The organism is Methylobacterium indicum, assembly GCF_001043895.1.
GTDB classification, from domain to species: domain Bacteria; phylum Pseudomonadota; class Alphaproteobacteria; order Rhizobiales; family Beijerinckiaceae; genus Methylobacterium; species Methylobacterium indicum.
In genome coordinates this window covers 14,743-28,704 of the sequence record NZ_JTHF01000128.1, presented here as the reverse complement: position 1 = coordinate 28,704, position 13,962 = coordinate 14,743, and the positions used below count along the sequence as shown (strand labels likewise).

The following is a 13,962-nucleotide window of genomic DNA, read 5'->3' as shown; positions in this document are numbered from 1 at the left end:
CGTCGTCGTCACGCCCGGTCTTGTGCATCAGCACGGCGAATTGCGCCGGCCCGTCGAGGATCGTCATGCCGTGGTGCCAGACGTCGCGGCGGTAGGTGACGCCCTGGCCCGGCCCGGCGAGGAAGGCGCGCAGCGTCTCGGGGGCCGGTCCGCCGCTGCTGTCGCTCCCTGCTACGATGACGAGGTAGCGCGCGCCGGTGAGCGGCAGGAAAGTCTGTGCCGAGAACGGGTGCCGTTCGAGCTGCGTCACCGTCAGCGGCAGCGTCGCGACCTCGTCCACGCGCGAGACCCAGAAACTCGCCTGCCGCGCCTCGGCGACATGATCGTGGACCTGTGGGAAGAACCGGCGCCGCTCGCCTCCCGCATGCGCGATCACGTCGCCGAAAGGCTCGAACGTGGACACCGTCAGCGGCTCGATCGTCACGGTGAGACCGGGTTGCGTCGCGGCCGGCATGGTCATCGCCCGATTCCGAAGGCCGCGAGAAAAGCCGCACGGCTGTTGCCGAGATGCACGGCCATCGCCTGTCGGGCTTCTGCCGGGTCTCCGCGGACGAGCGCATCGAGAATGGCGACATGCTCCGCTCGCGCCGTCTCGATCCGGCCCGATACTTCCTCCAGCGGGGACATGTGGATGCGCCGGCGGGCATCGCACACGATCTTGGCCAGGGACTGGTTGCCGCAATGCTCGACGACGAGATCGTGGATGCGGTCGCCGAGCTGCCAGCCGAGCAGGCTGGAATCCTGAGGATCGAGTTCGATGAGCTTGCGGCGCAGGCCGATCGCCACATCGAGAGCGATGCGACCGGCTGCCTGCGCTGCGGCTTCGGGTTCCAGCAACTGTCGCACGGCCAGCAGCTCCAGCACCTCGCCGGCGCCAACCTCGCAGACGGCGAGCGAGCCGTTGGGGAGACGCTCGAGATAACCCTCGCCGAGCAGGCGGCTCAGCGCGTTGCGCAGAGGCGTGCGGGATACCGACATGGCATCCGCCAAGCCGCGCTCGTCCATCTGCCGTCCCGGCCGGTACTCGCGCCGCTCGATTCCCCGCAGCAGGCGCAGATAGACCTGGGTCGTGATGCCGCCCTCGGCGGGCGGTAGCGGGACGATATTGCTCTGTACCGGCTCCTCGACGGCCATACAATCGGCGACTCCAGCGGTGGTATCCCAAGTTAGACTGCCGATTCCTCGCCGCAAAGCCGGTCGATCGAGCACATCTTAGTGAGATGTATTTATGCTCAAATTATAGATCTGGAATGCCCAGACTTCGATCGTCGCGATGATTTTTTGGTATCCCAAGTCGTGCGAGGCGACGGTCTTGCCCGAAGGCTTTCGCCGGGCGCCGCCGCCGGCTCTCTCATGCTCCTGCGCCTCGTCCATGGCGTTCCTCGCAGAGCCGGCTCTCGCGTCGCACGCGTGAGCAGGAGCGTCTCCGGCCGCCGCCCCATCGCGACCCGGCGTCGTTCACGTTGGCATCCAGGGCGCGGACGATCCGCCCGCCGTCGCGTTCTATAGGTACGGCAAGGGAGTGGTATCCCACATCGGCCTCCTGGCCGAGGAACGGGCAGCCCCGCTCTCGGAGCCTGTTTGACTTGCGAGGACTGATTCGCGAGGCCCTTTTCTCTCCCACCTGCGACCTCATCCTGAAGTCGTGGATGGGATAAAACTGATAGACCAGTCAAACAGGCTCTCGCATACCGCGCGAGGGCTGTGTGGTTCGGTGCAGTCTCGTATCGCGTCTTCTTGTTGCCTTCGCGGATGCGACATCCACGACGTCATTTCAGGGCCGCATAACGGAGCTCGGACCTGCGAATGACGAGGGAGGGCGACGCGCGACGCGGTCACCCTCCCTCGTCAGCGTGCCGGGCGGGCGAGCCCGAGGCGGTCGCGCAGGGTCGTGCCGTGATAGTCGCGACGGAACAGCCCGCGCTCCTGCAGCAGCGGCACCACGAGGTCGACGAAGTCGGTGAAGCCGTCGTGAAACCAGGGCGGCATGACGTTGAACCCGTCGGCGGCCCCGGTCTCGAACCAGTGCTGGAGCGTGTCGGCGACGGTCTCGGCCGAGCCGCACAGCACCCAGTGGCCGCGGGCCGCGGCGGTGAGGTTGTAGAGGTCGCGCAAGCTCATGCCGTCCCGCCGGGCCTTAGACAGCATCACCCGGGCGAAGCTGTGATAGCTGTCCGGCAGCGCGATGTCGGGTACCGGCCCGTCGAGGTCGTAAGGAGACATGTCCTGCCCGAGACGGTCGGAGAGCAGCGCCAGGGCGTTGGTGTCGCCGATGAAGCCCTGGAGCGCAGCGAGCTTGTCGAACGCCTCGCGCGCGGTGCGGCCGACCACCGGCATCACGCCGGGCAGCACGCTCACCTCTTCCGGGCGCCGTCCGTGGGCCGGAAGCCGGCCCTTGAGACCCGCATAAGCGGCGCGGGCCTCGTCGATGTCCTGCACCACCGAGAACACCACGTCGGCGGTGCGCGCGGCGAGGTCCTGGCCCGCCTCCGAGCCGCCGGCCTGGAGCACCACCGGCCGCCCTTGCGGGCTGCGGCCGATATTGAGCGGACCCTTCACTCTGAAGAACGGGCCGTCGTGATCGAGGGCGCGCAGGCGCGACGGGTCGATGTAGAGGCCGCTCTCCCGGTCGGCGACGAGCGCGTCGTCGCCCCAGCCGTCCCAGAGGCCGGCGACCACGTCGAGGAATTCGCCGGCCCGCTCGTAGCGCCGGGCGTGGTCCGGGTGGACCGTGCCGAAATTCGCGGCGGTCGCCGGGCTCGCGGTCGTCACGGCGTTCCAGGCGGCGCGCCCGCCGCTGATGTGGTCGAGGGAGGCGAAGGCGCGGGCGACCGTGAACGGATCGCTGTAGGTAGTCGAGACCGTGGCGCCGAGCCCGATGTGGCGGGTGAGCGGCGCGAGCGCGGCGAGCAGCGTCAGGGGCTCGAGGCGCAGCGTGTAGGACGGGTGGGCGGCCGGATCGGCGTAGAGGTTGTCGCCGATGAAGATCAGGTCGAAGCAGCCGCGCTCGGCGGTGCGGGCGATCTCGGCAATCGCGGAAAAATCCTGGAAGCTGTCGACGGCGCCGGGCATGCGCCAGCCGGCGACGTGGCTGCCGGTGCCGAGGAGGAACAGCCCGAGATGCATCTGCCGGGGCCGGGTCATGCATTCCTCCAGAACAGCAGCCGGCGCTCGGCGAGGCCGACGAGGCCGAAGAACAGGATGCTCGCCGCCGAGGCGACGACGATCGCCGACCAGACCTGCACGAAATTGATCTGCAGCACCGCCTGGTAGATCACCCAGCCGAGGCCGCCATAGGCGCCGAGCATCTCGGTGACGATCGCCACGATGACGCTGCGCACCGTCGAGACGCGAAGCCCTGCGAGGATCAGCGGCAGCGCCGTCGGCAGGCGCAGGCGCCACAGGAGAGCGAGACGCCCGGCGCCGAAGCTGCGCATCAGGTCGATGCTGCGGCGGTCGACCCGGTCGAGCCCGGCGAGCGTCGAGAGGAACAGGGTGAAGCTGACGGCGAGCGCCACCATCACCACCTTGGAGGCGATGCCGATGCCGAACCACAGCAAAATCAGGGGCGAGTAGGCCACCACCGGGACCGAGTTCACCGCCGTCACCGCGGTGACGACGAAGCCGCGGGCCCGCGGCAGCAGCGTCAGCGCGACCGCGAGCCCGATGCCGAGGAGCGCCCCGAGGGCGTAGCCGAGGAGCGCCTCGGAGAGGGTGTAGGAGGCTGCCTCGGCGAGCATCGCCCTCTTGTTCCACGTGCCGAGGAGCACGTCGCTCATCGCCGGCAGCACGTAGGCCGGCAGGGAAAAGCCGCGGGCGATGCCCTCCCAGAGCCCGATCATCAGCAATGCGCCGAGGATGCCGCGCTGCACCGCGAGGGATCGTTGCGCCGTCACTGCTCGGCCCCCCAGAACACCAGGCGGCGCTCGAGGAACGCGACCGCGGCGTAGAAGCCGGTGCCGAGGAGCGCCGAGACGAGGAGCGCGGCCCAGATCGCCACGACGTTCTCGGTGTACATCGCCTGCAGCAGGAGCACGCCGAGGCCGGTCGTGTCGCCGAACCACTCGCCGACGATCGCCCCGACGAGGCTGAGCGAGGCGGCCAGCCGCAGGGCCACGAAAGTCTGCGGCAGGGCGCTCGGCAGCTGGAGGCGCAGGAGGATCTGGCGCGGCGAGGCGCCGAAGCTGCGCATCAGGGCGATCTGGCGCGGATCGACCGATTCGAGGCCGATCAGCGCGTTCACGGTGACCGGGAAGAAGGTGAGGTAGAAGGCGATGACCGCCTTGGCGATCAGCGTGTTGCCGAACCACAGCACGACCAGCGCCCCGAAGGCGATGACGGGGATCGTCTGCGACACGACGAAGAGCGGGAAGACCATCTCGCGCAAAGACCGCAGCCGCAGGAACGCGACCGCGACCGCGACCCCGAAGGCGCCGCCAGTCACGAACCCGACCAGCGTCTCGGCGAAGGTGCGCAGGAAGCCCGCGGCGTAGGCGCCGGGCGTCGCCAGGATCGCCGCCAGCACGGCGGAGAGCCGCGGCAGGTAGAAGGGCCGGATGCCGAGGAGCAGCACTAGCCCCTCCCAGGCGAGTGCCACGACCAGCAGCCCCGCGACCCGTCCGCCGATCCGGCGGGCGAGGCGGCCGGATCCGGCCGCCGGAGGAGAGGCCGAGAGGGCGGGGGCGGCGCTCACAGCTGGCGGTCCGCGGAGGACAGCGCGTCGAGGCTGCGGGAGTCGAACGCGGCCTTGAGGTCGACGGGCTTTCCGATGACCTTGGCCTGGAGCAGGAGGTCGTGCGCCTTGGCGATGGCCTCGGGGTCGATCGCGAACAGACCCTTCTCCTTGGCGGCGCCGGCCGTCATCAGGCGCTTGACCTCGGCGAGCATGAACTCCTGGTGCGCCCTGTCGAGGGTGGGGGCGATCGCCATCACGGTGTCGACGGCGCCCTTCGGGTCGGCGAAGGCGTTGCGCCAGCCGCGGATCGAGGCGCGCAGGAAGCCCTTCACCAGCTCGGGCTTCTCCTTCAGCACCGTCTCGGACACGATCAGGGTGTCGCGCGGGAAGGTGACGCCGTAATCCTCGGCGACGAAGGTGCGTAAGTTCTCTTTCCCCATCCGGCTCTGGATGGCGTAGAGTTCGTTGTAGTAGGTGGCCGTGGCGACGTCGACGGCGCCGTCGACGAAGGGTGTGACGCTGACCTGCTGCGGCTGGATCTTCACCTCGTCGGGCCGGATCCCCTCCTTGGCCAGGATGGCGTTGAGGACGTGGTTGGCGCCGGTGAACCAGGTCGTGACGGTGCGGCCCTTGAAGTCGGCGAGCGTCTTCACCGGGCCGTCCTTGCGGGTGACGAAGACGAACGGGGTGACCTGGTGCGAGACACCGATGCAGACCACCGGCAGGCCCTTGTCGCGGGCGGCCATCACGCTGTCGCTGCCGCCCGAGAGGCCGAACGTGTCGGCGCCGGTGGCGACCAGGTTCTCGGCGAGCAGGTTCGGCCCGCCCGGGTTGATCGTCAGGTCCAGCCCCTCCGCCTTGTAGTAGCCCTTCTGGGCGGCGACGTAGAACCCGGCGAACTGCGCCTGCGGCAGCCATTTCAGGCGCAACGAGACCTTCGCGGGCTCGGCGGCGGCGGGGCCGGCGAGCGCAGGGGCCGTGAGGGCGATGGCGGCGAGGGCTGCGAGGAGGTGACGGCGCTTGAGCATGCGAGATCTCGGCGATCAGTGGCGGTAGGACGGGTCGGTGCGGTCGAGCCGGCGCATCAGCGCCGGCCATTCGCGCTCGCCGGGGATCAGGATGTCGCCCTGGAGCTCCCAGAACTGGCGCGCGGCGCGCTCGCAGACCTCGTGGGGCGGGATCACCAGGGCGGCGCCGGCGGCGGCCGCCGCCTGCATGTCGAGCTGGATGCGCGCGGCGCGCTCGAAGTAGTAGAGCAGCATGAACGCCTCGCCGGGCGTGCGGCCGACGGTCAGGATGCCGTGGTTGCGCATCAGCATGACCTTGTGGGGCCCGAGGTCGCGCACGAGGCGGCCCTGCTCGTCGAGGTCGATCGCCACGCCCTCGTAATCGTGGAACGCCTGCCGGTCGTAGAACCGCATCGCGAACTGGCTCAGCGGCAGGAGGCCCTTCTCCTGGCCCGAGACCGCGACGCTGGCATCCGAGTGGGTGTGCAGCACGCAGGCCGCGTCATGGCTCGTCTCGTGGATCGCCGCGTGGATCACGAAGGCGGCGAGGTTCACCGTGTAGGGCGTGTCACTGAGGATGTTGCCCTTGAGGTCGATCTTCACGAGGCTCGAGGCGGTGATCTCGTCGAAGAGCAGGCCGTAGGGGTTGATCAGGAACTCGTTATTGCGACCCGGGACGCGGGCCGAGATGTGGTTGTAGATCAGGTCGTCCATGCCGAGCTGCGCCACCATGCGGTAGCAAGCGGCGAGCGCGACGCGGGCCTCCCACTCGGCGGGATCGAAGCCGCGGGACGCATCCTCGGAGCTCATCGGGCCTTCGCTCATCTGGCGTTCGCTCATCTGGCGTTCTCCTGGGCGACCTGGAACGACTTGAGGCTCTCCTCCTCGATCGCCTCAAGGAGCGTGCGCTTGAGCCGGATGAATTCGGGGGCGGTGACGAGGTCGGGCCGGCGCGGCCGCGGCAGGTCGATGCGCTGCTCGAGCTTCAACGCGCCCGGCCGGGCGGTCATCACCAGCACCCGGTCGCCGAGGAAGATCGCCTCGTCGACATCGTGCGTGATGAACAGGATCGTGCGCCGGTGCCGCTGCCAGACGTCGAGGAGCCAGCGCTGCATCAGCGCGCGGGTGAGCGCGTCGAGCGCCCCGAACGGCTCGTCGAGCAGCATCAGGTCGCGCTCGAACAGGAAGGTGCGCATGAGCGCCACCCGCTGGCGCATGCCGCCGGAGAGTTGGTGCGGATACTGCGCCTCGAAGCCGGCGAGCCCGAACTCGGGCAGCATCCGCATCGCCTCGGCCCGGGCTTCTTTCCGCGGACGGCCCTCGATCTCGAGCGCCAGGATCGCGTTGTCGATCACATTGCGCCAGGGCAGCAGCAGGTCGCGCTGGGGCATGAACGAGACGCGGCCGAGCAGGTCCGCGGCGTGGCAGCTCCGCCCCTCGAAGCGCAACGCCCCGCCGGGATCGGGCTCCTCGAGCCCCGCCACGATGTTGAAGAGCGTGCTCTTGCCGCAGCCGCTCGGGCCGACCACGGTGACGAACTCGCCCCGCCCGACCCGGGCCGAGAGGCCCGACAGCGCCTTGACCGTCCCGAAGGTCTTGTCGATGCCGCGAAGCTCGATCAGCGGCGCGGCGGGCTCAGGCGCCGGAGCGGGCGCGTCGTCCTGGTGTCGCAGCATGGCCCGCAAGAGACGTCCTTTCGGGTTCTTGTATAACGAGGACCGCCTCTGGCATGCAGAAGCGGCGGCAGCGATGCAGGGACGTCTGCAACGGATGTGCCAGATCGCAGCACTCCGCGGTGGATCCCATCGGACCGACGGTATCGCGCTTGCCCTGCGCACTCGGAGCCGGCGGCCCTGCGGCGCCGAAACCCGAGAGGAACCGACATGCGGACTGAAATGTATACAAAAGTGAGCCTCATAGATGCATAAGGCGGCAGCAAGCGCACAAGACGACGTCATCCGGCTCGAGGAAAAGCGCCCATCGGCCCCTCCCCTCCCCGGCGTGACCCTGGCGGAAGGCCTGCGCCATCGGCTCGAGGCGGCGATCGCCGCCGGCCATCTCGAGCCCGGCAGCCGCCTCGACGAGCAGGAGATCGCGCTACGCTACGGCGTGTCGCGCACGCCCGTGCGCGAAGCGTTCCGGCTGCTCGCCGCGAGCCATCTCGTCGAGCTGCGCGGACGCCAGGGTGCGGTGGTCCGCACCATCAGCCCGCACGCCCTGATCGAGATGTTCCAGGTGATGGCGGAACTCGAGGGCCTGTGCGCCCAGCTCGCCGCGCGGCGCGTGCCCCCGACCTGGCGGTCGACGATCGAGCCGATCCATCAACGCCTCGTCGCCCTCGTCGACGGACGCGACGCCGACGCCTTCTATGACGTCAACCAGGAGTTCCACGAGGCGATCTACGAGGCCGCCCGCAACGGCTTCCTGGCCGACCAGACCCGGCGCCTGCGCAACCAGGTCGCCGCCTATCGCCGCCGCGTCACCCGGATGCCGAACCGGATGAGCGATACGATCCGCGAGCACGAGGCGATTATGCGGGCGATCCTCGCCCACGACCCGGAAGGCGCGCGCAAGGCGATGCGCGACCACGTCGCGCTGCTCGGCGACAACCTGCTCGACTTCCTGGCGGCGTTCGAATGAGCGCCGGCTTGGTATGCAAATTGCTGTACCATGCATACCTGTCTGCCGCCAGGAGTGTCCCGTGCAGCTCGACCTCACCGACAAGACCGCCCTGATCACCGGTGCCTCGAAGGGCATCGGGCTCGCCGTCGCCCGGACCTTCGCCGCCGAGGGCTGCCACCTGCATCTGGCCGCCCGCAACGGCGCGGCGATGGAGGAGGCCCAGCGCGCGCTGGAGGCCGAGTACGGCGTCCGCGTCACCGTCCACGCCCTCGACCTGTCGAGCACCGCCGCGATGGAGCAGCTCGCGGCGGCGGCCGGCGACATCGACATCCTGGTCAACAATGCCGGCGACATCCCGGCTGGCTCGATCGAGATCCTGGAGGAGGCCGACTGGCGCCGGGGCTTCGACCTCAAGGTGTTCGGATACATCACCCTGTCGCGGCTGTACTACCCGCGCCTGAAGGGCCGCGGCGGGGTGATCGTCAACGTCATCGGCAATTCGGGCGAGAACTGGGACGCGAGCTACATCGCGGGCTCGACCGGCAACGCCGCGCTGATGTCCTTCACCAAGGCGCTCGGCGGCCGCAGCCTCGATCACGGCGTGCGGGTGGTCGCGGTCAATCCCGGCCCGGTCGCCACCGACCGCATGCTCAAGATCATGAAGCGCAAGGCGATCGACATGCTGGGCGACGAGGCGCGCTGGCAGGAACTGTTCGACAAGTACCCGGGCAAGCGCCCCGCCACCTCGGAGGAGGTCGCCGATCTCTGTGCCTTCCTGGCCTCGCCGCGCGCCGGCTACATCACCGGCACCGTCGTCACCATCGACGGCGGCATCGCCTCCCGCGGCTCGGTGATCTGATGGCCTCCCCCGCCCTCACCCGCAACCGCTACTTCGACGAACTCTCGGCGACGCCGCACCTGATCTGGCTCGGCCAGAACACCAACCACGTCGAGGCGCACCCGGCCGTGCGGACCGCGATGATCCGGGCGATCGAGGAGAACGCCTTCAACGCCTACGCCCCGCCGCTCGGCTTCGAACGTTTACGCGACGCGATCACCGCCGATCTCGGCACGCCGGGCGCCGAGGCCCTGGTGACCGAGGGCGGCGTCAACGCGCTGGCGATGGTCTGCCGCGCCCGCTGCCGGCCCGGTACCACCTTCGTCACAACCGATCCGACCTGGAAATGGCCGTGCCTGTTCGCCGAGCAGGCCGGCGCGACGGTGATCGAGATCCCGATCTACGATCCCGCCTGCGGGTACCGGCTCACCCCGGAGGCCCTGCGCGCGAACGTCGACGAGCGCACGGCGATCATCTACCTCGTCGATCCCAACAATCCCCTCGGCATCCGCTACACGCGGGCCGAGATCGAGGCTTTCGCGGGAATCGCGCGCGCGTGCGGCGCGCTCCTCGTCCACGACTGCACCTATCGCGACTTCGCCGACGGCCACTACCCGGCCCTCCTCGCCGATCCCGAGAACACGGTCGTCTCGCTGAGCTTCTCGAAGTGGCTCGGGCTCGCGGGGCTGCGCATCGGGGCGCTCGTCGCCTCGTCCGCCGTGTTCGAGGAGATGGCGGCGCGCACAACCAGCGTCCTCGGCGCCAGCGTGATCGCGCAGCGCGCCGCCGAGGCAGGGCTCGCGGTCAAGCCCGACTGGATGGCGAAGGTCCGCCGCATCGACCGGGCCAACAAGGCGATGATCGCCGAGGCCGCGGGCCGGGTCGAGGGGCTGGCGCTGCCGGTCTTTCCCTCGCACGGCAACTTCCTGGTGCTGGAGACGATCGGCGCCGGCATCCGGCCCGAGGCGCTGGTCGAGTGCTACCGGCGCCGCGGCATCATGATCCGCCAGGGCACCTACCACACCGCCCGCTTCGGCGACCGCTTCGTCAAGGTCTCGACCTCGGTGCCGACGCCGTGGGTGGAGCGGTTCTGCGACCTGCTGCCGGTCCTGGCGGAGGAGGCGCGCACGCTGAACGATCTGCCGGCGCAGTTCTGAAGCCCGGACCCAGTTCGTCCCGACGGCTCGGACACCCGCCGTGTGGTTCCGGTTCTGCTCGAAAACCAGAACAGAGACCAGTCAAGCGCGGGACTTCTCCTCTCCCCGCGGGCGGGGAGAGGACTTCAACCCCCCTTGTCGGGGGTGAAGTGAGTGCAGGCGAAAGCCGGAGCGAGGGTGAGGGGGAAGTGCCAAAGGAGTCTCATCCGGAAACACTCCCTCACCCTCGCGGCGAACCTACGGTTCTCTGCTCGCCGCGCTCCCTGAACGGGAGCACGGCCCTCTCCCCGCCCGCGGGGATAGGAGAAACCCGCGATTCACTGCTCCCGGACAACTGTTCCTCAATGAGAGGGAAGAGGTAAGCCTCTGATTGTTTGAAATTATCAATCAAAAATCGCTCCGGTAAGCCCAGGTCTCCGCATCATTTCGATACTGGCAGCCGCCGGCGCCGCCCTACCCTGCCCACGCCCGACAATCCAGGATCACCACCCATGAAGATCACCACCAAGGACGGCGTCCAGCTCCACGTCGAGGAAGCGGGCGAAGGCACCCCGATCCTGTTCATCCACGAATTCGGCGGCAACCACGCGGCCTGGGAGCCGCAGCTGCAGTATTTCAGCCGGCGCCACCGCTGCATCACCTATGCGGCCCGCGGCTATCCGCCGTCCGACGTGCCGGAGCGCCTCGACGCCTATTCGCAGGCCATCGCCGCCAACGACGCGGTCGCGGTGCTGGACGGGCTCGGGATCGACAAGGCTCACGTCGTCGGGCTGTCGATGGGCGGATTCTGCACCGTCCATGTCGGCCTGCGCACGCCCGAGCGCGCCCTGTCGCTGACGGTGGCGGGGGCCGGCTACGGCTGCGAGAAGGAGTTCGAGGAGTATTTCCGCGGCGTCTCCCTGGAAGTGGCCGACAACTTCGAGCGGCAGGGCGCGAAGGAATTCGCGAAGATCTACGCGCTGGGCGCCAGCCGGGTGCAGTTCCAGAACAAGGATCCCCGCGGCTGGCAGGTCTTCGCCGACCGCCTCGCCACCCACTCGGACAAGGGCGCGGCGATGACCATGCGCGGCGTCCAGGCCCGCCGGCCGTCCTTCTACGACCTCGAGGACGAGCTGAAGCGGATGGCGGTGCCGACCCTGGTTGTGGTCGGCGACGAGGACGACCACTGCCTGCAGCCCGGCATCTTCCTCAAGAAGACGATCCCCGCCTGCGGCCTCTCGGTCTTCCCGAAGACCGGCCACACCCTCAACCTCGAGGAGCCCGCCGCGTTCAACGCGCTACTGGCCGAGTTCATCGCCCAGGTCGAGGCCGGGCGCTGGCTGCCCCGCGATCCGCGGGCGCTGCCGGGCCAGATCATGCGGACGCGCTGACACGATGCCCGCATCCGAGTTCGACCGGCTCTGGCGCCGGCTGATGGCGCTGTCCGAAATCGGCGCCATTCCGGGCGGCGGCGTCGACCGCCAGGCCCTCACCGCGGGCGAGGCGTCAGCCTGGCGGCGCGTCATCGAGTGGGGCCGCGAGGCCGGGCTGCATCCTGCGACGGACGAGGCCGCCAACCTCTTCCTGGTCCTGCCTGGCCGGGACCGGGCCGCCGCACCGGTGCTGCTCGGCAGCCACCTCGACACCCAGCCGACCGGTGGGCGCTTCGACGGGGCGGCCGGCGTGCTCGCCGCCCTCGACGCCGTCACGGATCTTGCCGCGAGCGGCCGGGTCCCGGCCCGCGACTGCGTCGTCGTCGCCTGGATGAACGAGGAGGGCAGCCGCTTCGCCCCCGGCATGATGGGATCGGAGGCGTTCTGCGGCGTGCGCGACCTCGCGGCAATCCGGGCCGTGCGGGACGCGGACGGGGTCAGCACCGGCGACGCCCTCGAGCGCTTCCTCGCGGGCTTCCCCGACCTGCCGCGCCGGCCCCTCGGCAAACCGGTCGCGGCCTATCTCGAACTGCATATCGAGCAGGGGCCGGTGCTGGAAGCGGCGGGGATCCCAGTCGGGATCGTCACCGGCATCCAGGGCAAGAAGACCTACGCGGTCCGCCTCTCCGGCGCGGAGGGCCATGCCGGCACCCTGGCGATGGCGCAGCGCCGCGACGCGGTGGCGGCCTTCGCGCGCTGCGCAGCGGCGCTCCACCACGAAATGGGCAGCCTCGATCCGGACATCAAGCTCACCGTCGGGCGGGTGCAGGTGACGCCGAACGCTCCGTCCGTGGTGGCTGGCGAGGTGCGATTCAGCATCGACCTGCGCCACCCCGACAACGCGGTGCTCGATGCCGCCGGCGCCCGCATCGCGCCCCTGTGCGAGGCCGAGGCCGGCCCCTGCGCGGTCGCGGTGACGCCCCTCGTCGACGCGCCCTCGAACGCGTTCGATCCCGGCTTGCGGGACCGGATCGGACGGGCGGCGGTTGAACTCGGCATCCCGGCGATGCCGCTCCTCTCGGCCGCCGGCCACGATGCCCGCCACCTCGCCGGCCGGTGTCCGGCGGCGATGATCTTCGTTCCCTGCCGGACGGGGATCAGCCACGCTCCGGCCGAGTGGGCCGAGCCCGCCCACCTCGCCGCCGGCGCGGCGATCCTCGCCCGGGTCCTCGAGGACCTCGCCTTCGCCGACGCCCTGCCCCTTCCGCCGGACCTGCCCCCTCTGCCTGGAGACCTGAGATGACTGAGACCGTCGCGCCGGACGTCGAGTTCGCGTCGATCGAGACCGCTCCGGCCGGGACGAAGCCCGTCGACATGGCCGACCTGCCGGTCCAGCTGGCGCGGAGCCCGGCCGGGCCGGCCGAGGCGCGGGCGCGCTACTTCAATTCCGGCAACGCCTTCAACATCAAGATGCCGCCGGTGCCGGGCCGGGTGTTCACGTCCGAGGCCGCGCGGGCGCTCGCGCCGGACGCGCCGACGGGCTTCATCGCCTGCGACCAGGCCGGGGCGATGGCCAGCCCGTTTCCGGCGACGACGCCCCTGATGCTCGCCCGCTACGCCACGATCACCCCCGGCGAACGCCTCGCCTGCAACCTTGCGGCGACCGGCTCGGTCTGGTTCGTCATCGCCGGGACCGGGGAGACGCGTATCGGTGAGAGTTGCGCCGGCGCCGAGATTCTGCGCTGGGGACCCGGCGACGTGATGCTGCTGCCCGGCCTTGCGCTCACCCACGCCGCCGAGAGCCGGGCGGTCCTGTGGTGCGTCAGCAACGAGCCGCAGCTCGCCCACGATTCCTCGCGCCCGCCCGCCGCCCCGGTCGCCCCCGTGCATTACCCCGCGGCCGAGATCGAGCGCCAGCTCGCGGTGATCGCCGCGGCCGGCACCAACGCCGCGACGTCCGGCCTCGCGCTGATCTTCTCCTCGGAGGGGCTCGAGGCGGCCCGCAACATCCTGCCGACGCTCACCCTGTCGCTGAACACCCTTCCGCCGGGCACGCATCAGCGGGCGCATCGCCACAACTCGGCGGCGGTGACCCTCGCGGTCGCGGGCGAGCACTGCTTCTCCGCCGTCGACGGCGCCCGCTGCGACTGGACCCCGTGGGCGACCCTGGTGACGCCGCCGGGCGCACCGCATTCCCACCACAACGAGGGCGGCTCCCGCGCCCGCTTCCTGATCGTGCAGGATGGCGGCCTGCACTACCATGCCCGCACGATGGGCTTCGCGTTCCTGGAGTGAGCGGGACGCCCGGGCG

The 13,962-nt window shown here is 70.0% G+C and carries 15 protein-coding genes; 6 read left to right on the top strand and 9 right to left on the bottom strand.

The genetic code is table 11. From position 1 onward, the window contains the following. From QR78_RS16105 to QR78_RS16070, 9 genes are all read right to left on the bottom strand, one after another. On the bottom strand, window positions 1–460 hold a 460-nt coding region (locus QR78_RS16105; protein WP_125940042.1), incomplete at its 3' end, for an ureidoglycolate lyase. Then, window positions 457–1,134 carry a GntR family transcriptional regulator gene (locus QR78_RS16100; RefSeq protein ID WP_053220953.1) on the bottom strand — a complete coding sequence of 226 codons (678 nt, stop codon included), beginning with the start codon at window positions 1,132–1,134 and terminating at the stop codon, window positions 457–459. The genes QR78_RS16100 and QR78_RS16105, both read right to left, overlap by 4 nt. A gap of 78 nt (window positions 1,135–1,212) precedes the next feature. Beyond that, a complete protein-coding gene (locus QR78_RS34970) occupies window positions 1,213–1,374 on the bottom strand; it encodes a hypothetical protein (protein ID WP_158004048.1) in 162 nt (53 codons plus the stop codon). Window positions 1,375–1,848: 474 nt separating this feature from the next. Further along, entirely contained in the window at window positions 1,849–3,144 is a 1,296-nt protein-coding gene (locus tag QR78_RS16095; RefSeq protein WP_048428555.1) for an LLM class flavin-dependent oxidoreductase, read from the bottom strand. Continuing rightward, window positions 3,141–3,896 carry an ABC transporter permease gene (locus QR78_RS16090; protein WP_244278483.1) on the bottom strand — a complete coding sequence of 252 codons (756 nt, stop codon included), beginning with the start codon at window positions 3,894–3,896 and terminating at the stop codon, window positions 3,141–3,143. The genes QR78_RS16095 and QR78_RS16090 overlap by 4 nt, the downstream gene beginning before the upstream one ends. Continuing rightward, window positions 3,893–4,693, bottom strand: a complete 801-nt coding sequence (locus tag QR78_RS16085; protein WP_048428554.1) for an ABC transporter permease — start codon at window positions 4,691–4,693, stop codon at window positions 3,893–3,895. The genes QR78_RS16090 and QR78_RS16085 overlap by 4 nt, the downstream gene beginning before the upstream one ends. Next, the gene (locus QR78_RS16080; RefSeq protein WP_048428553.1) at window positions 4,690–5,703 is read right to left on the bottom strand and encodes an ABC transporter substrate-binding protein; all 1,014 of its coding nucleotides are present in this window, start codon (window positions 5,701–5,703) and stop codon (window positions 4,690–4,692) included. Before QR78_RS16080 ends, QR78_RS16085 begins: the two co-directional genes overlap by 4 nt. A gap of 15 nt (window positions 5,704–5,718) precedes the next feature. Continuing rightward, window positions 5,719–6,522, bottom strand: coding sequence for a class II aldolase/adducin family protein (locus tag QR78_RS16075; protein WP_425284132.1), 804 nt, complete (start codon window positions 6,520–6,522; stop codon window positions 5,719–5,721). After that, entirely contained in the window at window positions 6,519–7,358 is an 840-nt protein-coding gene (locus QR78_RS16070; RefSeq protein ID WP_048428552.1) for an ABC transporter ATP-binding protein, read from the bottom strand. Before QR78_RS16070 ends, QR78_RS16075 begins: the two co-directional genes overlap by 4 nt. A 244-nt stretch (window positions 7,359–7,602) precedes the next feature. Between QR78_RS16070 and QR78_RS16065 the strand changes: the two genes are divergently transcribed. The 6 genes from QR78_RS16065 to QR78_RS16040 all read left to right on the top strand — a co-directional run bounded on the left by QR78_RS16065 (window position 7,603) and on the right by QR78_RS16040 (window position 13,946). Continuing rightward, window positions 7,603–8,322, top strand: coding sequence for a GntR family transcriptional regulator (locus QR78_RS16065; protein ID WP_053220952.1), 720 nt, complete (start codon window positions 7,603–7,605; stop codon window positions 8,320–8,322). A gap of 61 nt (window positions 8,323–8,383) precedes the next feature. After that, on the top strand, window positions 8,384–9,163 hold the full coding sequence (locus QR78_RS16060; RefSeq protein WP_048428551.1) for an SDR family oxidoreductase: 780 nt from the start codon (window positions 8,384–8,386) through the stop codon (window positions 9,161–9,163). Next, on the top strand, window positions 9,163–10,299 hold the full coding sequence (locus QR78_RS16055; RefSeq protein WP_048428550.1) for a pyridoxal phosphate-dependent aminotransferase: 1,137 nt from the start codon (window positions 9,163–9,165) through the stop codon (window positions 10,297–10,299). Before QR78_RS16060 ends, QR78_RS16055 begins: the two co-directional genes overlap by 1 nt. Window positions 10,300–10,790: 491 nt before the next feature. Further along, on the top strand, window positions 10,791–11,669 hold the full coding sequence (locus QR78_RS16050) for an alpha/beta fold hydrolase (protein WP_048428549.1): 879 nt from the start codon (window positions 10,791–10,793) through the stop codon (window positions 11,667–11,669). Between the two features lie 4 nt (window positions 11,670–11,673). Continuing rightward, entirely contained in the window at window positions 11,674–12,954 is a 1,281-nt protein-coding gene (locus tag QR78_RS16045) for a M20 family metallo-hydrolase (RefSeq protein ID WP_048428548.1), read from the top strand. Further along, the gene (locus QR78_RS16040) at window positions 12,951–13,946 is read left to right on the top strand and encodes a cupin domain-containing protein (RefSeq protein WP_048428547.1); all 996 of its coding nucleotides are present in this window, start codon (window positions 12,951–12,953) and stop codon (window positions 13,944–13,946) included. Before QR78_RS16045 ends, QR78_RS16040 begins: the two co-directional genes overlap by 4 nt. Window positions 13,947–13,962: the final 16 nt, after the last annotated feature.